We start from the raw sequence: 22,987 nt of genomic DNA on the forward strand, positions 1-22,987 counted from the left end.
CCCATAGTTAATAGATAGCAGGGGGCTGTATCGGTAGAAAACACGGTTTAACGTGTTTCTATTGGTATGGCCTCCTTTTTGTTTTTCATTTTGATTAAAAGAGGAGCAGATTATGATCGAATTAACGGGAAGTACACTCACAATTGAATCCGCAAAGAAGGTTTTATATGAAAAAGCTATGATCCATATTCCTGACTATGTATGGGATAAGGTCGAAAAGAGCAGAAAAGCGGTTGAAAACATAGTGGCTCAGAAGAAGGTCGTTTACGGTATTACGACGGGATTTGGGAAGTTCAGCGATGTGCTGATTGATGCGGAACATGCAGAAGAGCTGCAAATCAATTTGATTCGAAGTCATGCATGCGGTGTCGGAGATCCGTTTCCTGAAGAGGTTTCCAGGGGGATGCTTTTGCTTAGGCTTAATGCATTATTGAAAGGTTTTTCCGGTGTCCGCAGAGAGGTATTATCTTTACTTGTTTCACTCCTGAATCATGAAATTCATCCTGTTGTGCCCGAGCAGGGCTCACTTGGCGCGAGCGGGGATTTGGCGCCTTTGTCTCATATGGCACTTGTCCTTGTAGGTGAAGGCGAGGTTTTTTACCAGGGGCGGAAAATGCAAACAGCAGAAGCTTTTCAGACAGCGGGACTTCACCCTGTTACGCTGCAGGCTAAAGAAGGTCTGGCTTTAATCAATGGTACACAGGCAATGACGGCAATGGGGCTTGTCAATTACATCGAAGCTGAAGCGGTGGCGCTGCAGGCAGACTACATTGCTTCGATGACGATTGAAGGTCTGAGAGGAATCATTGATGCGTTTGATGAGGACATTCATATTGCCCGGGGCTACAAAGAACAAATTGAAGTAGCCGAGCGAATCAGAGGGATTTTAAATGGCAGCTATCTGGTGACGCATCAGGGAGAGCTGAGAGTTCAGGATGCCTATTCCTTAAGGTGCATCCCGCAGGTTCATGGGGCAAGTCTTCAGGTCCTTTCTTACGTAAGAGATAAGCTTGAAATTGAAATGAATGCAGCTACCGATAATCCGCTGATTTTTGATGAAGGCAAAAAGGTTTTGTCAGGAGGGAATTTCCACGGTCAGCCAATTGCGTTTGCCATGGATTTTTTGAAGGTGGGCATCGCCGAGGTTGCGAATATTTCGGAACGAAGAATCGAAAGACTTGTCAATCCGCAGCTCAATGATCTGCCGCCGTTTTTGAGTCCAATGCCCGGTCTCCAGTCCGGAGCGATGATCATGCAATATTGTGCTGCGTCGCTTGTCTCTGAAAACAAGACGCTTGCACACCCGGCGAGTGTTGATTCAATCCCTTCATCAGCCAATCAGGAGGATCACGTCAGCATGGGTACGATTGCCTCAAGGCACGCCTATCAAATTATTCAAAACTGCAGACGTGTGCTTGCCATTGAATTGATTTGTGCAATGGAGGCAGCAGCCTACCGGGGAATTGAGAAAATGTCCGAAACGACAAGAACATTTTATTTTCATGGAAGAACTGTTGTCCCGGCTATTACGAAGGACAGAGTATTTTCAAAGGATATAGAGGCAGCTGCGGCCTGGCTGAAAAAAGCAGATGTAAAGAGATTTAAAAAAGATTATAACGACACAAAGGGGGAAATTTTATCATGACAGCAAAATTCACAGGAGCAAAACGGGGAACAGAATTGGACTGTAAAGGGTGGGAGCAGGAGGCAGCGCTTCGCATGCTGATGAATAACTTGGATCCTGAGGTTGCAGAAAAGCCGGAGGAGCTCATTGTTTATGGAGGAATTGGAAAGGCTGCGAGAAATCAGGAGTCACTGGATGGAATCGTCCGATCTTTAAAATCATTGGAGCATGATGAGACGCTTCTCATTCAATCGGGAAAGCCTGTCGGGATTTTTAAAACGCATGAACATGCCCCGCGGGTTCTGCTTTCAAACTCTGTTCTCGTTCCTAAATGGGCAGATTGGGAAAACTTCCACGAGCTTGATCAAAAGGGCCTCACTATGTATGGGCAAATGACAGCGGGAAGCTGGATCTACATCGGAACACAGGGAATTCTTCAAGGAACCTATGAAACGTTTTCTGCTGTGGCAAAGGAGCATTTTGGCGGAAGCTTAAAAGGCACAATTACATTAACGGCAGGCCTTGGCGGAATGGGAGGGGCACAGCCTCTTGCCGTAACGATGAACGGCGGAGTTGTTATTGCTGCCGATATTGATCAAAGCAGAATTGAGAAGAGACTTTCGACAAAGTATTGTGACAGGCTGACTCATTCTTTTGATGAAGCGGTGCAGTGGGCGATGGAGGCTAGGTCAGAAGGCAAAGCCCTTTCGATTGGATTAGTGGCAAATGCTGTAGATGTCCTTCATGAAGTGATTAAGAAAAACATAAAGATTGATATCCTTACTGACCAGACATCCGCACATGACCCGTTAAATGGTTATTTTCCGCATGGTATATCGATGGATGAAGCGCTGCAGGTAAAAAAGGATCATCCGGATTTGTATGTTGAGAAATCCAAAAAATCAATGGCCGAGCATGTAAGATGCATGTTAGAGCTTCAAAAGAGCGGAACCATCGTCTTTGATTACGGCAATAACATTCGACAGGTAGCTAAAGACGAAGGAGTGGAAAATGCATTTGCATTTCCGGGCTTTGTGCCAGCCTATATTCGTCCGCTGTTCTGTGAGGGCAAAGGTCCTTTTAGATGGGCAGCTCTATCTGGAGATCCTGCAGATATCCACCGCACAGATCAGCTGATTAAAGAGCTTTTTCCTGAAAATGAAGCCCTGCTGCGCTGGATTGATATGGCACATGAGCATGTTGCTTTTCAGGGACTGCCGGCACGTATTTGCTGGCTGGGCTACGGTGAACGGGTGAAAATGGGCCTCGCCATTAATGAATTAGTCCGGACGGGAGAACTGAAAGCACCGATCGTCATTGGACGCGATCACCTTGACTGCGGTTCTGTTGCCTCTCCAAATCGCGAGACAGAGGCGATGAAGGACGGAAGCGATGCAATTGGAGATTGGGCAGTGTTAAATGCACTAGTTAACACATCAGCCGGAGCAAGCTGGGTATCCTTCCACCATGGCGGCGGAGTAGGAATGGGCTATTCTCTGCATTCTGGAATGGTTGTTGTTGCTGACGGAACGGAAACAGCAAAACGTAAATTAGAAAGAGTTCTCGTATCTGATCCCGGGATGGGCATTATCCGTCATGCAGACGCGGGCTACGAAGAGGCACAGACTTTTGCAAAAGAACATAATGTACGTATTCCAATGCAGGAATAGAGGGAGGTTCTTTCATGAAATATGATCTAATACTTGAAAATATAGGCCAGCTCTTAACAATGGATTATGAAAAAGAAGGTCCACTCTGCGGCAAGGACATGGATGAGCTGATCGTCCTTGAAAACAAGGCACTTGCGATTGCTGATGGGAGAATTGCTGTGATAGGCTCAAACGAAGAAGCAGCTAAGTGGACAGCTGAAAAAAGAATGGATTGTGAAGGGAAGCTTGTTACACCTGGCCTCATTGATCCACATACTCATTTAGTGTTTGCCGGATCCCGTGAGCATGAAATGGGACTGAAGCAGCAGGGCGTTCCTTACTTGGAAATCCTGAAACAGGGCGGCGGCATTCTTTCGACTGTAAAAGCAACGCGGGCTGCAAGTGAAGCGGAGCTTTATGAAAAAGCAGCAGGCCATCTTGACCGGATGCTTTCATATGGAATGACGACGGTTGAAGCGAAAAGCGGATACGGGCTGAACGCAGAAGCAGAGCTGAAGCAGCTTAGGACCGCAAAAAAATTAAACGCAGAGCACGCAGCCGAAGTTGTTTCAACCTTTTTGGGTGCGCATGCCATACCTCCCGAGCATAAGCATCATCCGGACGTTTTCTTAGAAGAAATGGTTCAGCTGCTTGATGTCATTGAAAAAGAAGAATTAGCCCAATTTGTAGATATCTTTTGTGAAACAGGCGTTTTCTCGATCGAACAGTCCAGAGTTTTTTTATCAAAAGCAAAGCAAAAAGGATTTCAGGTGAAAATTCATGCCGATGAAATTGATCCATTAGGAGGGGCAGAATTGGCTTCTGAGCTCAGTGCCGTCAGTGCAGAGCATTTAGTTGGAACTTCAGATGAAGGCATTAAGCAGCTGGCTGCAAAAGGGGTTATCGCCTGCCTGCTGCCCGGTACTTCTTTTTATCTGAACAAACCGGATCATGCCAAAGCAAGAAAGATGCTCGAGGAAGGAGTGGCGGTGACTCTTGCGACTGATTTTAATCCCGGGAGCTGTCCGACTGAGAATCTGCAGCTGATCATGTCGTTTGCAGCGGTTATCTATAAAATGACGGTGAAAGAAATTTGGAATGCTGTCACCATTAATGCAGCCCATGCCATCGGGTTAGGCGGCGAACGGGGGATAATCGCACCAATGAAGCAGGCGGACCTTGTCATCTGGGATGCGGGAAACTATGAATATATCCCTTATCATTTCGGAGTCAATCACGCAGGGACCGTTATCAAGAAAGGTGCCATAATATATGAAAAGGGGGATCACTGTGAGCCATCTTCCCTTTCTTTCACATGATGCAAGATTCGTAGACCGCGGGATTTCACGGGCGGGAACGTTATTGAAAAAACGGGATCATGAAATTGCCGAAGGCATTGGGTTAGTGGGAGTTCCATTATCGAAGCCATCGATCAGTCATTCAGGGGCATCTTTTGCTCCTGAAACAATAAGAAAAATGATGAACGCTTTTACCACCTACTCAGTTCAGGACAATACAGATTTAAAAGAAGAGAGAATCATAGACTTTGGTGATATATCCATGCATGTAACAGACCTTTCGGAATCGCACCGGAGGATTGAAACGACGGTGGAAGGAGTTTTGGGTGAACATCCTTTAATGGTTCCTATTTTTCTTGGCGGCGATCATTCTGTTACAGCGCCGATTTTCACAGCCTTTCAAAAAGAAAAAGGAAAGGCTGGGATTATTCAGTTCGACGCGCACCACGACCTGCGGAACCTTGAAGATGGAGGACCGTCAAATGGAACACCTTTTAGACAGCTGATCGAAAAAGGTGTACTGCAGGGAAAACACCTCCATCAAATTGGCATCCGTGACTTTTCAAATGGCAAAGAATATACCGATTATGGCAAAGAAAATGGTGTTCATATCTTCACCATGCAGGACGTGTACACAAGAGGGATCCTCTCAATTTTACAAGAGAGTGTGAGTGAGCTCCTGAAAGAAGTTGACGTCATCTACGTATCACTTGATATGGATGTAATGGATCAGGCGTTTGCACCAGGCTGCCCTGCCATAGGTCCAGGGGGGATGGATTCACGCATGCTGATTGAAGCCATGCGATTTTTGGGAGAAGTTCCAGCTGTAAGAGCAATGGATATTGTTGAAATTGACCCGACACTCGATTTTCGGGATATGACGAGCCGTTTGGCTGCTTACTGTGTCTTAACCTTTTTAACAGGTTGCAAGAGTCGAAAGTAAATATATTCACTCGTTTCTAAAAGGGATTTAGGAATTGAAAAACGTGCCTGATGATAGAAACCTATTTCTGAGGAGTGGATGTTCAGAGATAGGTTTTTAGTTTTTAGCACTCTATAAACTAAATAGAATGAGGAACCCTGCATAAAAAAACATCCGGGGTTCCTCTATTTTTTACGGTTGAATGCTCTTTTTACTAGTTAAAAAGGGATAATTGATAAGGCAAGAGCTACTAAAATCATAACGGCAGTCGATCCGCAGGCCCATTTCAGGAAGGTGCGCTGCAAGTCCCCGAAATCTTCTCCAACCATTCCGACTAATAGGTACGTGGACGGTACTAGCGGACTTAATAGGTGGACAGGCAATCCAAGAAGTGATGCACGTCCAATAAATGCAGGATCAATTCCATATCCGGCAGCTGCCTTGGCGAGCAATGGCAAAACGCCGTAGTAAAAAGCATCATTGGACATGAAAAATGTAAAAGGAGCACTAAGTATTGCTGTAATAAGAGCTAAATGTGAACCAAGGGCATCAGGTATATGCGTAATCATAGTGTTTGCGATGGCATCTACCATTTTAGTCCCTGAGAGAATACCTGTAAAAATACCTGCTGCAAACACCATGGAAACGACTGATAATGCATTATCAGCATAGTTTGAAATCCGCGCTTTCTGGTCACTTAATTTTGGATAATTCATCGTGATAGCAATGGCAAATCCAATCATAAACAAGACAGTAGTTGGCAGGACTTCGTTGATTAGCGCCACTAAAAGCATGATGGTTAACAGGTAATTCACGACAATTAGTTTTGGCCTTTTAATACCAGCTTCCTCTGAAGAAGCCGCTGTCTGCTGCATGGCCATTGTGCTGTAATCAATTTCAAGTATACCCACTCTTTTGCGCTCTTTTTTCCCAAGGCAATAAGCCATGAATAATACAAATAATACTCCTCCAGCCATTGAGGGAATGACCGGAGTGAAAATATCCGACATCTCAAGATTTAATGCCGTCATGGCTCTGGCAGTAGGTCCTCCCCATGGAAGGAGGTTCATAACACCTGAAGCAGATACGGCAATCCCTGCTAATATCAGCGGCCTCATGCCAATTCGTTTATACAAAGGCAGCATGGCTGAAATCGTAATTATATATGTTGTGGTTCCATCACCATCTAAGGAAATCAACAAAGCGAGGACTGCCGTACCGATGGCTATCTTTACAGGATCTCCTTTTACAACTTTCAAGATGGTTGAAATAATAGGATCAAATACTCCTGCATCAATCATTATGCCGAAAAAGAGAATGGCAAATAGGATCATAATGCCTGTGGGTGCTACACTTTTTATGCCATCAAGCGCCATGGGTCCAATTTCTTTTCCGAATCCGCCGATTAATGCAAAAACAACTGGAACCACCATCAGTGCAATCATTGCCGTTAGACGTTTTGTCATAATTAAAATCATGAATGTGATTATCATTAAAAATCCTAATAATGCAAGCATGCTCTTCACCTCTTTTGTTAATAAATAAAGTGTAAACAAAATATTCTGAAATGAAAACGTTTACAAAATAAAGTTATTAAAGTAAGTAAACTATATTTTGTACATTAAGTTCACAGAAAGGATTAAATATCTGCAGCAAAATTTTAGTTTGCGAGCCGATTAATACATGATTAAAATGCTTGTAACGGTTTCAGTTAAGAGGCGCAAAACAGTAAATCATATGAATTTAGCACCCCATTTAACAAATTAAATGGGGTGGGTTTTTGGACATTTATTTTAAAAAGGTAATAACCGTTATTTCGTAAAAGGACCAGATTGTTGAAGAAGGGTTAAAGTTAAAGGTGACCATATCGGTCATCCAGAAAGAGCTGAATAGTATTATATTACTTTCGAAAGTTTCTGACATTGTATTGACAGTATCATGCACAATGATTACAATTGAAAATGATTATCATTAGCGATCTGGAGGAAAGAGCATTATGTTTAATGGAAGAAATAGCCGTAAAATGTTATTAATAACTTTATTTATTTTATTATTACCAACTATATTACTTGGTTGTACAAAAGCTAGCGATGTTTCAGCGCCAAAAAGCGATCATGACAACATGTTAATGATGACTTGGCCGAGAGATGTAGGAGAAATGAATCCTCATGTTTATAATCCTTCACAATTATTTGCTCAGTCGATGGTTTATGAACCGTTAGTAAGCTACCAAGATGGAGGCAATTTAAAACCGCATCTAGCTGAATCATGGAAAATTTCTGACGACGGCAAAGTATATACGTTTCATCTGCGTCAAGATGTGAAATTTTCCGACGGAACAAGCTTTAATGCAGAAATTGTGAAAAAGAATTTTGATACTATTTTAAATAATGTTGAATTACATAGTTGGTTAGGTTTTATTTCGAAAATAGATCGAACAGATGTAATCGACGAAAATACTTTTAAACTGACATTAACTGAACCATATTATCCAACGATTCAGGAGTTAGCTGTTGTTCGACCAGTTCGTTTCTTAGGTGAAGCTGGATTCCCTGAAGATGGTGATACCTCAAAAGGTGTTGTTGAACCGATCGGTACAGGTCCATGGATTTTGGAAGAACATAAAGCTGATGAATATGCTATATACAAACGCAATGAAAATTATTGGGGTGAGCTTCCAAAAGTAGAAAAAATAAAAGTGAAAATCATTCCCGATGCGGAAACCAGGGTACTTGCTTTTGAAAAAGGTGAGCTAGATCTTATTTATGGAGAAGGTGTCATCAGTTTAGATGCTTTCAAACAATTGGAATCCACTGGTAATTATGAAACTAGCATTTCTGAACCAGTCGCAACGAGGCAACTTGTTATAAATACGAAGAAAGAACAGCTTTCAGATGAACGCGTACGTCAAGCGTTACATTATGGTTTTAATAAAGAAGCAATGGTTGAAGGAATCACTTCTGGGCTCGAAGAAAAAGCAGATCATATTTTACCGACAAATTTCCCTTACACGAAAGACATTGATGTAATGTCAATTGGATATAATGTCGAAAAAGCGAAATCGTTATTAGATGAAGCAGGATGGACGCTCCCTAAAGGGAAAACGGTTCGTGAAAAAGATGGAAAGTCTCTTGAATTCGAGCTGATGTATGATTCAGCAGAATCGATTCAAAAAGCAATGGCAGAAACGCTTCAATCTGAGTGGGCAGCCATTGGTGTTAAATTAAACATTGTTGGGGTTGAACTAACAGATCAAATTCAAAGATTTAAAGAAAATGAATTTGACATTAACTTCTTTAGTAACTATGGTGCTCCTTATGATCCACATACTTTTTTAAACATTGTTGCATCTGAAGGATTTGGATTTAATGAGGCAATTTCAGCCTATCCGAACAAAGATGAATTACTCAAACAGATTGCAGAGGTTCCTCAAACAACAGATGAGAAACATCGCCAACAGCTTTACTCTTCTATTTTAAAATCAATACAAGACCAGGGAGCTATTGTTCCTATTTCTTATATTAAGAAAACAGCGATTTATCAAAAAGATGTCACTAGTTTTACTTTCCCTGCTAATCGTGACGAACATCCATTCACAGGAATTAGCATCAAGCAGTAAGTATCAGGAGGCTTTCATGGGCACTTATATTTTGAAACGAATTATGTCCATTATTCCAGTTTTTCTTTTGGCCACACTTCTTACGACTGGAATGATTCACCTTTCACCGGTGGATCCGGCTGAGGCTTATTTAACAGCTGCCCATATCCAACCGACTGATGAGATTTTGGCTCAGAAAAGACATGAGTTTGGTTTAGATCAACCATTCCTCATTCAATATGTAAACTCTATTATGAAGATATGCCAACTTGATTTTGGCATATCTTATGTTTCGAATAAGCCTGTTTGGGATGAGGTTATATACCGAATGCCAGCTACCATCCAGCTAGCTTTAGGGAGTATCGTAATTGCGGTGCTGGTCAGTGTCCCTTTAGGCTTCCTTGCTGGAATAAAGAAAAATAGCCTAATTGACCATTTTAGCCGTTTTCTCTCCTTTTTCGGGGCATCCATTCCCTCTTTTTGGCTAGGTTATATATTAATTTTTTTCTTTTCTGTTAGACTTGATCTTTTTCCAGTTGAAGGAATTGGAACATGGCAGCATCTTGTTCTGCCTTCCGTTACGCTGGCTCTCCCCTTAATTGCGATGTATACAAGATTGTTGCGCGCTAGCGTTCTTGAAAATTTGCAAGAGCCATATGTGCTATTTGCCCGGACGAGGGGAATTAATGAAAAAACCATTATGGCAAAACATGTCTTGAGGATTGCTATTTCCCCGATGATTACTGGACTTGGAATGAACCTTGGAAAACTACTGACTGGAACGATTATCGTTGAAGCGGTTTTTTCTTGGCCCGGGTTTGGCCGTTATTTTATTGAAGCTATTTTTAATCGTGATATACCTGTCATCCAATGCTATGTGCTAATTGCAGCTAGCTTATTTATATTTAGCAACTTAATTGTTGATCTTATTCAAATGTATATTGACCCGCGCATTTCCAGGAAAGAAGGGCATCATCGATGATAACGAGTATACGTAAGATGTTCAAAAGTCAAAAAGTGATTCCTATATGTTCCATGATATTAGGTATTCTTTTTATCATCGCCATATTTGCTCCCTGGATAGCACCAAATGATCCAATTGCTGTCAATTTAGCTTATAAACTTCAGCCCCCATCCTGGAATTTCCCATTAGGGACCGATCATTTAGGAAGATGTACCTTATCACGCATTTTATATGGGGCACGCATTTCATTAGGCTTTGCCATGCTCATTTTCATTTCATCAATAGCCATTGGTTTAATCGTTGGAACCTTTTCTGGGTATAAAGGCGGCTGGGTTGATCATGTTTTGATGAGATTTTGCGATGGTGTTATGGCTTTCCCAAATCTTATCCTTATTCTTGGACTGGTTGGTATATTCGGACCTGGACTTCCGCAAGTCATCTTAGCACTGATGCTTGTGCAATGGGTCTATTACGCGAGAATGTTCCGAGGAATGGTACTTAGTCTGAAAGAACATAACTTTATTGCTGCTGCGAAAATAAGCGGCTCTTCTCAATGGAAGATTATTAAAAATCATATTGTCCCAAATGTTCTCCCTCCACTTGTCGTAATGGGAACATTAGAAATGGGCTGGGCCATCATGGATATATCCGCCATGTCGTTTCTTGGATTAGGAGTACAACCCCCTACACCTGAATGGGGAGCAATGATTCACGAAGGAAAATCGTATATTCGGACGAATCCAGAATTAATGCTTTATCCAGGTTTGATCATTATGCTCGTTATTGTAACATTCAATTTATTGGGCGAAGCTTTATCAGATCGATACGGTGTCAAACGTCGATTTTAAAAGGGAATGAGATTATTGGGAACAGAACAGTCGAATGTGTTACAAGTTAGAGATTTACATGTAAAGGTAAAAACAAAAAATAGTACTCCCACCCTCGTCCAAGATATAAATTTTGAACTAAAGCGTGGGAGGGTACTTGGTCTTGTTGGAGAAAGCGGATGCGGTAAAACCGTTACAAGTATGTCCATTCTTCAGCTTCTTGATCGGAAAACGACAACGATTGAAGGTAGTATAGTATTACAAGGACGTGAATTAAACGATTTAGACGATAAAGAAATGCGTAAGATCCGTGGCAAGGATATAGCCTTTATTATGCAAAATCCGATGAATGCTTTTACGCCTGTTTTTACTATTGGCCATCAATTTATTGAAACAATTCGCTCACATAAACCTTGTAATAAAAAAGAAGCAGCAGAGCTTGCCATTGAGGCGATGCATCATGTGAACTTACCAGATCCTGTTAAACTATTAAAATACTATCCCTTTCAACTGAGTGGGGGTATGCTTCAACGGGTGATGATCGCTATTGCAGCATGCTTACATCCAGCCGTTATTATTGCCGATGAACCAACAACCGCACTTGACGTAAATAATCAGAAGATAGTACTGCGCCACTTAGATAAAATTCGCTCTGAATATGATTCAGCCATTTTATTAATATCTCATGATCTCGGAGTTATTTCTGAAATGGCAGATGAAGTAGCCGTTATGCAAAATGGCAGAATAGTAGAAAAAGCGGATGTGTTTCAACTATTTGATGAGCCAAAGCATGAATATACGAAAAAACTATTAAATGCACGCTCAATATTACATTTAGATGAATCTATCATCCATTTGGCTTGAAATATGATAAGCCTTTACAAGGGGTGAAAAAATGAGTTTATTACAAGTAAATGAAGTAACTCATAGCTACGGGTCCCGATCGTTTTTTAACTGGAAAGACCGTTCTAAAAAAGTACTTTCGGGTATTTCCCTCTCTATTGAAGAAGGAACATGCTTAGGATTGCTTGGTACGAGTGGAGCCGGTAAAAGTACTTTAGGCAAAGTGATTCTTGGTTTGGAACGACCACAAAGTGGACAAATTCTGTTTCAAGGGCATGATATTTATACTGCAGATAAGCATACTCGTCAAAAAATCCGCCGAGATCTTCAAGCTGTTTTTCAGGATTCATACTCATCAGTCAATCCCCGCATGACAGCCGAACGTATTATTGCAGAGCCTTTAGAAAACTATGAAAAGCTTACAGTAGCTGAACAAAAACGAACCATTGTTGAATTATTGGAAAGGGTCGGATTGAGTGAAGACGACTTAAAAAAATACCCGCACCAATTTAGCGGCGGGCAATTGCAGAGGATCAATATTGCAAGAGCGATTTCCCTCAAACCAAAGCTGATAGTCCTAGACGAATCTGTTAGTAGTTTAGATATGGTTAACCAAACACTTATTTTAGAATTACTAAAGGAGCTAAAAGAAGACTTCGGGCTATCTTATTTCTTTATTACACATGATATTAAAGCTGCCAATACGATTAGTGATATATTGGGTGTACTAGAAAAAGGAGAATTAGTCGAGCTTTACGATTCAAAAAATCAGTTTTTTACTTCAGAACATCCTGTAGTAAAAGAGATGAGAGGTTCCATACTTGCTGAGCACCCATGTTTTCGATCGATTAGAACAAGGGTTAGCCAAACTTAATTTAAAAGTATTCATATATTTATTCGAATGCCTCGATTTCATTCACATAATCGGGGCTTTTGTTTTTAGTTTTACCTTAAAATTTTAGAAGGAGGAAAGTCGGATGAATCATCGTGCGTACCTTGCTTTGGCGATCCCGCTAACGATTTCAACAATGACGACGCCTTTATTAGGTGCTGTCGATACAGCCGTTGTCGGGCAACTTCCTGATCCAGCATATATTGGAGGTGTTGCAGTTGGAACCCTTATTTTTAATACTTTGTATTGGGTATTCGGTTTTTTACGGGTTAGCACATCTGCTTTTGCCGCACAAGCTAACGGGGCAAGCGATTCATCTCAAGGAGTACTTGCTTTAACCCGTCCATTTTTAATAGCTGTAATTGTAGGTATATGTTTTATTCTCTTACAATGGCCGATTGAATATGCTGCTCTTACATTGATTGCCCCTGATTCGGATGTGAGTAAGTTTGCAGTTGAATATTTTCGAATTCGAATTTGGGGAGCTCCCTTCACATTGATGAACTACGTTATTCTTGGATGGTTAATGGGGATGGCTAAGATTAAAGAATCCTTATTTTTGCAAGTGTTAATGAATGTTTTGAATATGATTTTGGCCATTCTTTTTGTCCATGTCTTTTCTTTTGCTGTAAAAGGGGTCGCTGCGGCCACTTTGATGGCTGAAATTACAGCCTTCGTATTAGGATTACTCATTGTTTTGAAAGCATCACCTTTTGAATGGAAAATACCATCCATTCAAGCACTTATAGATACACAGTCTATGAAAAAGATGTTTAACGTTAACAAGGATTTGTTTATTCGAACAATTTGTTTATTAGTCGTTATTAATATGTTTACAGCAAAAGGTGCTTCGTTTGGTACAGAATTTCTAGCTGCAAATGCTGTATTATTTCAAATCCATTACATAATGGCTTATTTCTTTGATGGGTTCGCAAACGCCTCTAGTATTCTCGTCGGCAAAGCGGTAGGATCAAATGACAAAAAATTATATAAAAAAACACTTACTTTATCAAGGCAATGGTCTGTGATAACGGCTTTTATCATAGCTAGCGTATATGGATTATTTCAAGAACAGATTATTGAACTTTTTACAAATCTACCTAGTGTTATCGAACTTTCAACAAAGTATGGAGCATGGCTCATCATCTACCCGTTTGCTGCTTGTTTTGGCCTTGTCATTTACGGTGTCTTTACAGGAGCAACTGAAATTGCCCCCGTTCGAAACTCTATGATTTACGCAATGATTATCTATATCATCATACAAATCACAATAACTCCTATCTGGCATAATCATGGCCTATGGCTTGCCTTCATCGTCTATACTATTGGACGATCTGGCTTCCTAGTCATGTATACTCCTAGATTAAATAAAAAATTATGGCATCTAATGGAAGGGGTATGAAAATTATAGTTTGGTTCAGTAGAAATAACAAAAGATGGACTAAACCTATTAAAAATAGGCCAACCATATATATATTCTGGATGAACTTATAATACGATAGGGCGCTTATCCAAAACTGATCTGACCCCTGTCAAGTAGACACAAAAAATAAGCGCAGTTAAGAAGCCTGACTTCTATATTCGATAGGAGTCAGGTTGTTTAGCTTGTTTTGAAACCTTTCGTGGTTATAAAAGAGAATGTAGTCTTTAATAGCCCTTCTAACCTCTTGTGAAGTTTTAAAAGTATGAAGGTTAAAACATTCTGTTTTTAAATGACTAAAGAAATTTTCCATACTAGCGTTATCCCAACAGTTGCCCTTTCTAGACATACTAGCTTTCATTTTATTTCTTGTGAGTAGCTGATTATAGTTATGGGACGTGTATTGGTATCCTTGATCACTATGGAGAAGGATTCCTTTTACATTCCTTCCTTTTATGGCTTTTTTAAGAGTATCCAAGACTAGCTTATAATCATTGCGTCTACTAATTTGGTACGCAACAACTTCGTTATTATATAGGTCTTTGATGGCAGACAAATATAGTTTCTGTCCATTGAAAATGAGGTACGTAATATCAGTTACCCACTTTTCATTAGGGCGAGAAGCGTAAAAGGCTCTATTTAAATAATTATTCGAGATAAGATAAGGTTCTTTCTTACCGTAATAAATTCGTTTCTTCCTGATAATTGCTTTAATACCTAGCTCACTTAGTAACCGTTGAACTTTTTTGTGATTAATGTGAATATCATAGGTCCTCTTTAACCAAATTTGTATTCTTCTATAGCCATAGATGCCCTTATATTTCTGATGACATTCTATTATTTTCTGCTTTAGCTTCTCATCCTCTATCTGCTTTTCCGAAGGTAATGCTTTACGCTTTACCCACTTGTAGTATCCACTTCTTGATACTTTAGCCAGATGGCAAAGTAGCTGTATAGAATGATTAGATAAATCATCAATGATTTGAAATAGATTACTAGGTTCTAAATCAATTCCCCCTTTCACATCTTTAAAAGCTTTTTTAACAGTTCGTTCTCAGCTTCTAATCGCTTTATTTTCTTTTGAGGATTTTCAATAGTAGATGAAGAGACTTTACCAGACCCACTTTTTCTTCCGCGTTTCTCTCTAAGACCAACAATTCCATCTTCACTAAACTGTTTAACCCACCGTTGTATGTTTTTTCGATGAATGTTTAATTCTCTGGAAACAGCTGAATAATTCTTCTTTTGATGATATAAATCCACCGCTTTTTTCTTAAACGATATATCATAAGTCTCTGCTTTTTTCTCCATAAAAAATACCCCCTCCTAGTAGACAGATTAATGCGCTTTTTTAAATGTGTCTACTATAAGGGGAGCATACCAAAACTAGGATAGCGCCTTATTAATGTAATAAATTATTGAGTAAATCGTTTGGTTTTGAAAAAATTGATGTTAAGCAAGGGCAGCTAAGAAAGAACACTAAAAAATCTCCTCAAATCTTTAGTCGGGTGGTGAAATATAACTATATCTTTAGATTCAGGGGGAAGAAAATGAAAATTTTTAAAGTTGCTGGTTTATTTGTATTTAACATGAATACAGGTTAACGTTTTGAACTATTAACAGAATCCCTTAAGTTTCTATATCATCCCCTTAAACAGGATAATATTTTCTCTCAGGCCTTCCGACAATTCCGTACACCACTTCCGCCTTTAATTGATTGACAGAGGAGAGATATTCCAGGTATCTGCGTGCCGTTATCCGGGAAGCGCCTATTTCCTTAGCCACTTCTTCGGCAGAAAGCCCTTCTCTTTTTGCCTGAAGAACGGCATTCACTTTACCAAGTGTGATTTCATCAATTCCTTTTGGCAAACCTGTCCCTTTTCCGGATTTTTCATTTTTCCCCTTGCTAAAAAGAAGATCGATATATTTCTGATTCACTTGTTGATCGGAAGACAGGAGAGAGTGCTTTTTTATGAATTTCTGAATGATATCGTCAAATCTCTCCCTGCTTACGGGCTTGATCAAATAATTCTCTACTCCATAGCTCAGGGCTTTTTCGAGGAACACCTTATCTGTTGCAGCTGTTATCATAATGATGCTTACCTTCGGAAACATCTCACGTATGAGGGGAAGCAGCTCAGATCCCAGCATATCAGGCAAATACACATCTAGAAGAAGTAAGTCGGGTTCTTTCATCTTCAGTAATTGAAGAGTTTGCTCTCCATTCAGTGATTTTCCGACCACAATGATTTCGTTGAATGTTTCTAAAAACTTTTCATGTATATCGGCGATTCGGAAGTCGTCTTCCGCAATGGCTACTTTTATCATTTCAAGTCTCAGCTCCCATCCTATTTCTTAGGAAGATACACCGTAAATACAGTCCCTGCTTCTGAATTACTTTGTACCTCAATAATCCCGTTCATTTCCTGTACAGCTTCTTCTGCATTCGATAGACCAAAGCCCCTCGGTTCATTTCCATCTTTTGATGTAAAGCCTCTGTCAAATAGAAGAGGAATGTCTCTTTCGCTTATTCCTTTGCCATTGTCCTCAATCTCAAAGATGATATCACTTCCGATGTCTGTAACGAAAAGTTTAACCGCCGGAGATTCCACGCCATAAACGGCTTCGAAAGCGTTATCAATTAAGTTGCCAAGAATAACGATTAAGCTGGAAAGCTTAAAGTGTGATGGCAATTCTTCTAAATAACTGTCAGAAGCAATATCAAATTTCAGCTTCTTTTCTGACGCTTTTCCGAGCTTCCCTAAAAGGATAGCCTGTACCTTGGTATCTTTGATCTGGTTAAAGACTACTGAATTTTGAAATTGCAGGACCTGCGTTTCACTTTTTATCATATTAATCGCCTGATCGTATTCACCAAGCTGAAGAAGGCCAGATAACACGTATAATTTATTGGTAAATTCATGTGTTTGGGAACGGAGATCTTCTGAATATCTTTTGACTTCCGATACGGTGTTTATCATCTGCTCAATTTCGGTTTTGTCGCGAAAAGAAGCAACAACTCCTCTTATCCCATTTTCATCAATGAGTGGAGTGGTATTTACGATAACGGTTTTATCTTTCCAAACCATTTCTTTATCAACTTGCGGATTACCATGTTTTAAAACCTCATAAAGATAATCGGAAGGAAACAGTCCATCCACTTTCATATGCCTGACAGATCCGTTAATATGAAGGAGTTTCTTAGCCGGCTGATTCATCATTGTAATGAAGCCATCTTTATCTATGGCTAAAATGCCCTCTTTTACCGCATGCAGCACAGTGTTTTTTTCTTTATAAAGAGCAGCAATTTCATACGGTTCGAGCCCCATAGTGTCCCTGCGGATATTGCTTGACAGCAAAATACTTCCGATAACGGATATAAAAAGGGCAAAAAGAGAAACAAGCAGGACTTTAACGAAGTTCTTCATGATTTGCTGGTTGATGTCTTCTAATAGAAATCCTACTGAAACGAGACCAATAATCTCTCCCTGTTTGTTAAAAATAGGAGATTTCCCTCTAAGAGACGGGCCAAGTGAACCATTAGCTTTTGAAACATAAAATTCCCCTTTGATAATGGCTCTATCGTTATCTCCTCCCGTCATTTTTCTCCCAATTTCTGACTTCATGGGATGTGAATAACGTGTGCCATCTTTATTCCCTACTACAATAAACTCAGCACCTGTTTGTTCCCTGATCTCTTCTGCTAAAGGCTGGATCGTTTCGGAAGGATTGCCAGTTTGAAATGCATCGATAATGGTTGGCATGAGAGCGACAGTTTTTGATAACTCCAGTGCCATTCTTCCTTTATTTTCTTCGATTTGTTTGCTTTCCATATAGCTGAAAAATCCTGTCAGCAGCAGGATCAATAATAATCCCAATAATAGAACCAGCCCGAGTATTTTAATCTGTAAAGGTATTTTTATCGTCTTCAGGCAGCATTCCTCCTACTATTAAATCCTTTTTTTCTTAATTTTATAAACTATTGAACTTATTAATAGAAAGAATACAAGTAAATTCTGCATACGTCAAAGAACCGTGTATTTTCAGGAATAGGCTGATCATCTTGCCTTTTTTCGTCTGATATGACAAACTCCCTCGAATCGGGCTTGTCAAAAGATAATGAGATACCCTAAAAAATCAGGAGCTCTCCGCCCTGGTCTTCCGAGAGATTCAAGATCCCAATCTAGAAACTTCCTCTTCAATCCGGCTTAAATCAATCCGTTCAAATAATGGTTTAACGTCGCTTAGCTCAATTACTGAATCAAGCGGAGTATAGGTCCACGCATCAGCATAAAAGCCCATTATTTCTTGAATCTCATTGCTCGAAAATGGCAGAAATGGCTGCAGTAAAATAGATAAGTTTGCAATGGCGACGGTGCAAGTAAAGAGTGTTTTTTCACAATCAGCAGTGTTTTCTTTAACAGAAATCCAAGGCTTTTGCTCGTCAAAAAATTTATTTATGCGACGAATGAAAGAAAAGAGATGATCGAGAGCTGCTTTAAATTGTCCGCTTTCGATTTGGCTGCTAATCGTTTGATAGAGCTGCTTTATTTCCCGTTCAACTTCGTGGTCAAGAACAGCTGGTCTTACTATTGAAGAAAAAGACTTTTCGATAAACTTAAATGTCCGATTTACGAGATTTCCAAATGCACCGAGCAGCTCGCTGTTATGAGAGCGGATGAATTCACGCCATGAAAAATCGGTATCTCGCTTCTCAGGTGCATTAATGGTCAAGAAATAACGGATGGAGTCCGGATGATAATCCTTAAGGATATCCGGAACCCAAACGGCCCAATTTCCGCTCGTTGATAACTTTTTCTTTTCAATCGTCAAGTATTCGCTTGAGATCATGCGATCCGGGAGTTTCAAGCCGCCAAGTCCCATTAATATTCCAGGCCAAATGATGGAATGAAATGGGATGTTGTCTTTTCCATGAACATAATAGGCTCTAGTATCTCCATCCCAAAATTTCAGCCAATCTTGCTGATTTTCATCAGACCACTGCTTACTTGCTGACAGGTAACCGGATACAGCTTCAATCCAGACATATATTTTCTTCTCTTCATATCCCTTTACAGGAACAGGTACGCCAATCGGAAGATCTCTGGTGGCAGATCTGTCCAGAAGTCCCTCAGATAAATACCGCTGTGTCAGCTTAATGGCATTATCCCGCCACACCTGCGCATCTTCTGCTTTTTTTACATACACTTCAAGTTGTTCTTGCAAGGCTGAAAGCTCAAAGTAATAATGTCCTGTCAGCTTGCCAAGAGGCTCATGACCGCAGAGCTTGCATTTTTTATCAGTCAGCCAAAGCGGGTCAAGAATACTTGCGCAGGCATCACATTGATCTCCTCGTGCATGAGCTGAACAAATTGGGCAGATTCCTTCGACATACCGGTCAGGCAAAAATTGCTGACAATGTCCGCAGTATGCCTGCAGTGTTTCTTTTTCGTAAAGGAATCCGTTTTCCAGCAGGGAAAGAAAAATGTCCTGTACAGCTTGATGGTGATGCGGATGATCTGTGCGTGTATAGCAGTCGTAACTGAACCCGAGCTTTTGAAAGGAATCCGTAAATTCCTTATGATAACGGTCTGCGATAACATGAGCCGGAACATTTTCCTGTATGGCCCTGATTGAAATGGGGGTCCCATTGCAGTCACTTCCTGAGACATATAAAACATCTTCCCCTTTTAAACGATAATATCTTGCTAAAATATCTCCTGGCAATAGACTTGCGATATGACCAATATGCAAGGATCCATTTGCGTAAGGCCATGCTCCTCCAATAAAAATAGACATGTCATTTTTCCTCCTTTTGAACATAAAAAAACCTCATCCATAGACTTAAGTAAGTCTAAGGACGAGGTTTAAATTCGCGGTACCACCTTAGTTTGCAGACCATTCACATGATCTGCCTTTATCCGTACGGAGCACAAAAAAGTGTCGATACGTATGCTGTTGTAACGTCAGCCACCACGTCACAGCCTACAGATGATGACAGTTGACATCATGTTCGGTGTGAAGCTCGGAAGGTCATTTTCAGTGGCGGATTTCTTGCTTCTTTTCAGCTGCCGAAGCTCTCTGTACAGACGTCCGAATCACTTACTTTTCCTCGTCATTGCTTTTCTTGTTTCATTTATTTTATCCAAAAAGAGGAAAGGTGTAAATACTCAGATTATTCTTCTTTAAAAAGCTCTTCCAAAAACCGATTGCGATTCTCCAAAAAATACTTTGTAATCTGATAATGATCCGTCTCCGTATAATCGATTTCAGCTATGCGTTCCGAATCAAAGCTTAGTATATTTGCCCCGGGAAATCCAAGCAGGATAGGAGAATGTGTGGCAATAATAAATTGCGTGTCACCGTCTTTTGTTAAGTCATGAATGATGCGGAGAAGGGTCAGCTGTCTTGATGGAGAAAGAGCAGCCTCTGGCTCATCCAGTAAATAAACAGCTTTCTTTCCGAAACGATTGAGAAAGAGGGATAAAAAAGATTCACCATGTGATTGATGATGGAGTGATTTACCGCCATACGGGCCAAAAACGTCACCTGACAATGGCTCTTCATTTAATTCTTCCAGATAGGATGCAAACTGATAAAAGGACTCAGCTCTTAGGAAAAAGCCATTTTTAACTTTAGGCATCCAGGCAAGCTTGATATACTTTCCTAAATCAGATTGAGAGCTTCTGGTTTCATAAAGATGATGGCTGCCGCCAGCGGTATTAAACCCGCACTGATAGGCAATGGCTTCCATCAATGTCGATTTGCCGGATCCATTTTCACCTGCAAAAAAAGTAACAGGGCTTTTAATTTTAAGTTCATCCAAATGTGAAATTGCAGGAATAGAAAAAGGATACGCTTCAAACGAAGGAATCTCTTCTTTATTTAATTTGATTAATTTTAAAAACATGTTTATCACCTGCTCTTAGTTTAGCAGGAATGCCGGATGAAAGTCATTGGCTAAACGGAAATTTTGTAGAATGGATGACAGCACAAATGAATGTAATCCGAGGTTCTATCTGCAATGATTTCTTTATCGTAATCCATGGAAGCAACGTGATAGGAGTTAGTTAGACTGATGATTTTTTTCATAGATGATGAGACGTTTTCAAAAAGGGCATCGGAGCTGTCCGGAGGGACGACATGGTCTTCTTCGGATTTAAAAACGAGCAGCGGACATGAGACTTCTGAAAGCTTTGGTTTTACAGATTTTATAAGATTAAGGAGATTATGAACGGCTGTAATCGGAACAGCTGAGTAAGTAATTTCTTTGATTCCTTCTGCTTTTATATCCGGTTTTCCTTCTGCAATGAACCTTGGTTCAGTTAGATCTTCGAAAGACTCATATCCAGGCACGCTTAAAGCAGCATTAATCGTAATCACACCGCTGATTTCTTTGTATTTGCCAGCTAAATGCACAGCTAGGATACCGCCCATAGATTGACCTGCAATAAATACTTTCCGGCAGATTTTTTTCAGCTTTAAATAAGCCTGTTCAATGTCTTTGATCCAATCCAGATAACAGCAGGCTTCAAGCTCGTGAGCATCTGTACCGTGACCTTTTAACCGCGGGGCAAGGACGGTAAAGCCTTTATCAGCAAGCAGTTTTCCCAGTTCTCCTACACTTTGAGGTGTTCCGACAAATCCATGGCAAAGCAAAATGCCAATCTCATTTCCTTTATAAAAAAAGCTTTCAGCACCTGGCAATACAGAGTAAATCGTTTCAGCCATTTTTGATTCCTCCAATTCATCAAATCATAAAAGAAAAACCCTCTCTTTCATTGGCTGTAAAGAGAGGGTTTTTCTCTATCAACCAAAGCACAGCAGCTTTGCTGGTGGGAGCACCTTTCCGTTTGCCGGTGGTTGCTGTGAAGTCGCGGAGCCAGATCTCTCGTTCACTCTTGATAATTTATTTAATTCTGATTGGTTTAGTTGGTTTTAACGATCTTATCATGAGCAGCTTTTAACTGTCAATAAATTTTGAGGTCGTGAAAGCGGAGAACCAGCGATTTGAGTACCTCATTCACGCGCTTTTTTAAGGGGGATGAAATCGCCGTGAAGCATTTGTCTTCACAAAAGACAAAAACAAGAGTAAAATACTTATATTCCAATCAGACAGGTGGGATTTAAGTGAATACCATTCCTAAACCTCTTGTATTAACGAATCAATGGTTTATTGTTTTATCCGTAGCATGCACCTGGATAATAGGATCCGGCTGGATTCTTCTTATACCTCTAATAGCAGGATTAATGGGGCTTCTTTTTAAATTTAATCCTATTATGAAGACAGCAAAGCTCTTTTTAAGAAAAAAGCCTTCAGAATACATTCCGGAGGATTTTGAGCAGCAGCAGTTTAATCAGCTGATTGCAGTCATCTGTCTTAGCCTTGGTTTTCTTGGCTATATGATGAATTGGATGACACTTGCCTATATCTTTACCGCTATGGTCGCGCTTGCTGCATTCGTTGCCATATTAGGCTTTTGTGTTGGCTGCTTTATTCGTTTTCAGTGGCAGCAATACCGATACCGCAGGCATTCAAAGTAGTCATATTTTTTTAAAAAAAGTGTTGACTTTATGAAAATACCAGCGTAAAGTAGGACTCACATCGAAAATATGAAACTTCTTATCACGAGAGGTGGAGGGATTTGGCCCTTTGAAACCTCGGCAGCAGACTCAATCATGAGAACTGTGCCAACTCCAACAAGCGTGATTTCGCTTGAGAGATAAGAAGAGTGAACGGTCTTTTACCTATGATCTTACCCTCTTCTTGGCTTTCAGGAAGAGGTTTTTTGTTTTCAAAAAATAAATAGATTTCTTATCCAGAGAAGCGGAGGGACTGGCCTGATGATGCTTCGGCAGCGGACTTTTTTAAATAGTACTGTGCCAATTCCAGCAGGCGAAAAGCCTGGGAGATAAGAAGAGACCTAGTGATTCTTTATGAATTCATGCC

Annotated in this window: 19 protein-coding genes, 3 riboswitches and 1 other annotated feature; of the genes, 11 read left to right on the forward strand and 8 right to left on the reverse strand. The window is 40.3% G+C overall.

The genetic code is table 11. The features are described from left to right. The first annotated feature begins 112 nt into the window (after window positions 1-112). From hutH to hutG, 4 genes are read left to right on the forward strand one after another with little or no spacing between them, the layout of a single operon-like run. Complete coding sequence (hutH, locus tag QFZ72_RS04880) at window positions 113-1,645, forward strand: histidine ammonia-lyase (RefSeq protein WP_307430163.1); 1,533 nt, start codon at window positions 113-115, stop codon at window positions 1,643-1,645. Continuing rightward, on the forward strand, window positions 1,642-3,294 hold the full coding sequence (gene hutU / locus QFZ72_RS04885) for a urocanate hydratase (RefSeq protein ID WP_307430166.1): 1,653 nt from the start codon (window positions 1,642-1,644) through the stop codon (window positions 3,292-3,294). Before hutH ends, hutU begins: the two co-directional genes overlap by 4 nt. 14 nt (window positions 3,295-3,308) lie before the next feature. Beyond that, the gene (hutI, locus tag QFZ72_RS04890) at window positions 3,309-4,592 is read left to right on the forward strand and encodes an imidazolonepropionase (protein ID WP_307430169.1); all 1,284 of its coding nucleotides are present in this window, start codon (window positions 3,309-3,311) and stop codon (window positions 4,590-4,592) included. After that, the gene (gene hutG, locus QFZ72_RS04895) at window positions 4,564-5,514 is read left to right on the forward strand and encodes a formimidoylglutamase (RefSeq protein ID WP_307430171.1); all 951 of its coding nucleotides are present in this window, start codon (window positions 4,564-4,566) and stop codon (window positions 5,512-5,514) included. The genes hutI and hutG overlap by 29 nt, the downstream gene beginning before the upstream one ends. A 197-nt stretch (window positions 5,515-5,711) precedes the next feature. Here hutG and QFZ72_RS04900 read toward each other — a convergent pair whose 3' ends face one another. Continuing rightward, window positions 5,712-7,049: a CitMHS family transporter gene (locus QFZ72_RS04900; protein WP_373464425.1), complete on the reverse strand. Its 1,338-nt coding sequence runs from the start codon at window positions 7,047-7,049 to the stop codon at window positions 5,712-5,714. 440 nt (window positions 7,050-7,489) lie between these two features. Here QFZ72_RS04900 and nikA point away from each other — a divergent pair, with 440 nt between their 5' ends. The 6 genes from nikA (at window position 7,490) to QFZ72_RS04930 (ending at window position 14,019) form a co-directional block, all read left to right on the forward strand. After that, window positions 7,490-9,112 (forward strand): nickel ABC transporter substrate-binding protein, encoded by a 1,623-nt coding sequence (gene nikA, locus QFZ72_RS04905; RefSeq protein ID WP_307430174.1) that lies wholly within the window; start codon window positions 7,490-7,492, stop codon window positions 9,110-9,112. Between the two features lie 16 nt (window positions 9,113-9,128). Further along, complete coding sequence (gene nikB / locus QFZ72_RS04910) at window positions 9,129-10,073, forward strand: nickel ABC transporter permease subunit NikB (RefSeq protein WP_307430175.1); 945 nt, start codon at window positions 9,129-9,131, stop codon at window positions 10,071-10,073. Then, complete coding sequence (gene nikC / locus QFZ72_RS04915) at window positions 10,070-10,903, forward strand: nickel ABC transporter permease subunit NikC (RefSeq protein ID WP_307430178.1); 834 nt, start codon at window positions 10,070-10,072, stop codon at window positions 10,901-10,903. The genes nikB and nikC overlap by 4 nt, the downstream gene beginning before the upstream one ends. Before the next feature lie 15 nt (window positions 10,904-10,918). Continuing rightward, on the forward strand, window positions 10,919-11,746 hold the full coding sequence (gene nikD / locus QFZ72_RS04920; protein ID WP_307430181.1) for a nickel import ATP-binding protein NikD: 828 nt from the start codon (window positions 10,919-10,921) through the stop codon (window positions 11,744-11,746). A 31-nt stretch (window positions 11,747-11,777) separates the two neighbouring features. After that, window positions 11,778-12,599: a nickel import ATP-binding protein NikE gene (gene nikE, locus QFZ72_RS04925; RefSeq protein WP_307430184.1), complete on the forward strand. Its 822-nt coding sequence runs from the start codon at window positions 11,778-11,780 to the stop codon at window positions 12,597-12,599. A gap of 103 nt (window positions 12,600-12,702) precedes the next feature. After that, a complete protein-coding gene (locus tag QFZ72_RS04930; RefSeq protein ID WP_307430187.1) occupies window positions 12,703-14,019 on the forward strand; it encodes an MATE family efflux transporter in 1,317 nt (438 codons plus the stop codon). 157 nt (window positions 14,020-14,176) lie between these two features. On the opposite strand, the gene QFZ72_RS04935 is transcribed toward QFZ72_RS04930, so the two are convergent. The 7 genes from QFZ72_RS04935 to QFZ72_RS04965 form a co-directional block, all read right to left on the reverse strand. Beyond that, window positions 14,177-15,061, reverse strand: coding sequence for an IS3 family transposase (locus QFZ72_RS04935; RefSeq protein ID WP_307430190.1), 885 nt, complete (start codon window positions 15,059-15,061; stop codon window positions 14,177-14,179). Continuing rightward, on the reverse strand, window positions 15,058-15,348 hold the full coding sequence (locus tag QFZ72_RS04940) for a helix-turn-helix domain-containing protein (RefSeq protein ID WP_307430193.1): 291 nt from the start codon (window positions 15,346-15,348) through the stop codon (window positions 15,058-15,060). Before QFZ72_RS04940 ends, QFZ72_RS04935 begins: the two co-directional genes overlap by 4 nt. A 339-nt stretch (window positions 15,349-15,687) precedes the next feature. Further along, window positions 15,688-16,365: a response regulator gene (locus tag QFZ72_RS04945; protein ID WP_307430196.1), complete on the reverse strand. Its 678-nt coding sequence runs from the start codon at window positions 16,363-16,365 to the stop codon at window positions 15,688-15,690. A gap of 20 nt (window positions 16,366-16,385) precedes the next feature. Beyond that, window positions 16,386-17,915 (reverse strand): ATP-binding protein, encoded by a 1,530-nt coding sequence (locus QFZ72_RS04950; protein WP_307430199.1) that lies wholly within the window; start codon window positions 17,913-17,915, stop codon window positions 16,386-16,388. A 292-nt stretch (window positions 17,916-18,207) separates the two neighbouring features. After that, on the reverse strand, window positions 18,208-19,836 hold the full coding sequence (gene metG / locus QFZ72_RS04955) for a methionine--tRNA ligase (RefSeq protein ID WP_307430203.1): 1,629 nt from the start codon (window positions 19,834-19,836) through the stop codon (window positions 18,208-18,210). Window positions 19,837-19,890: 54 nt separating this feature from the next. After that, window positions 19,891-20,165, reverse strand: a binding site (T-box leader). A gap of 47 nt (window positions 20,166-20,212) precedes the next feature. Then, window positions 20,213-20,947, reverse strand: coding sequence for an AAA family ATPase (locus tag QFZ72_RS04960; RefSeq protein ID WP_307430206.1), 735 nt, complete (start codon window positions 20,945-20,947; stop codon window positions 20,213-20,215). Window positions 20,948-20,997: 50 nt separating this feature from the next. After that, a complete protein-coding gene (locus QFZ72_RS04965; protein WP_307430209.1) occupies window positions 20,998-21,768 on the reverse strand; it encodes an alpha/beta hydrolase in 771 nt (256 codons plus the stop codon). 72 nt (window positions 21,769-21,840) lie between these two features. After that, window positions 21,841-21,948: riboswitch (SAM riboswitch) on the reverse strand. Window positions 21,949-22,167: 219 nt separating this feature from the next. On the opposite strand from QFZ72_RS04965, the gene QFZ72_RS04970 reads away from it, so the two are divergent. Next, window positions 22,168-22,581 (forward strand): DUF4395 domain-containing protein, encoded by a 414-nt coding sequence (locus QFZ72_RS04970; RefSeq protein WP_307430211.1) that lies wholly within the window; start codon window positions 22,168-22,170, stop codon window positions 22,579-22,581. A 76-nt stretch (window positions 22,582-22,657) separates the two neighbouring features. Then, a riboswitch (SAM riboswitch) is annotated at window positions 22,658-22,767 on the forward strand. A gap of 82 nt (window positions 22,768-22,849) precedes the next feature. Then, window positions 22,850-22,956, forward strand: a riboswitch (SAM riboswitch). The last annotated feature ends 31 nt before the right edge of the window (window positions 22,957-22,987 follow it).

It is taken from the genome of Bacillus sp. V2I10, from assembly GCF_030817055.1.
Lineage (GTDB): Bacteria > Bacillota > Bacilli > Bacillales > Bacillaceae > Bacillus_P.

Excerpts from the sequence above, each read along its gene's own strand:
- QFZ72_RS04930 (WP_307430187.1), top strand. The coding sequence starts at position 12,703 with ATGAATCATCGTGCGTACCTTGCTTTGGCGATCCCGCTAACGATTTCA.
- nikE (WP_307430184.1), top strand. The coding sequence starts at position 11,778 with ATGAGTTTATTACAAGTAAATGAAGTAACTCATAGCTACGGGTCCCGA.
- hutH (WP_307430163.1), top strand. The coding sequence starts at position 113 with ATGATCGAATTAACGGGAAGTACACTCACAATTGAATCCGCAAAGAAG.
- nikA (WP_307430174.1), top strand. The coding sequence starts at position 7,490 with ATGTTTAATGGAAGAAATAGCCGTAAAATGTTATTAATAACTTTATTT.
- metG (WP_307430203.1), bottom strand. The coding sequence starts at position 19,836 with ATGTCTATTTTTATTGGAGGAGCATGGCCTTACGCAAATGGATCCTTG.
- hutI (WP_307430169.1), top strand. The coding sequence starts at position 3,309 with ATGAAATATGATCTAATACTTGAAAATATAGGCCAGCTCTTAACAATG.
- QFZ72_RS04965 (WP_307430209.1), bottom strand. The coding sequence starts at position 21,768 with ATGGCTGAAACGATTTACTCTGTATTGCCAGGTGCTGAAAGCTTTTTT.
- nikB (WP_307430175.1), top strand. The coding sequence starts at position 9,129 with ATGGGCACTTATATTTTGAAACGAATTATGTCCATTATTCCAGTTTTT.
- QFZ72_RS04940 (WP_307430193.1), bottom strand. The coding sequence starts at position 15,348 with ATGGAGAAAAAAGCAGAGACTTATGATATATCGTTTAAGAAAAAAGCG.
- nikC (WP_307430178.1), top strand. The coding sequence starts at position 10,070 with ATGATAACGAGTATACGTAAGATGTTCAAAAGTCAAAAAGTGATTCCT.
- QFZ72_RS04960 (WP_307430206.1), bottom strand. The coding sequence starts at position 20,947 with ATGTTTTTAAAATTAATCAAATTAAATAAAGAAGAGATTCCTTCGTTT.
- QFZ72_RS04945 (WP_307430196.1), bottom strand. The coding sequence starts at position 16,365 with ATGATAAAAGTAGCCATTGCGGAAGACGACTTCCGAATCGCCGATATA.
- hutU (WP_307430166.1), top strand. The coding sequence starts at position 1,642 with ATGACAGCAAAATTCACAGGAGCAAAACGGGGAACAGAATTGGACTGT.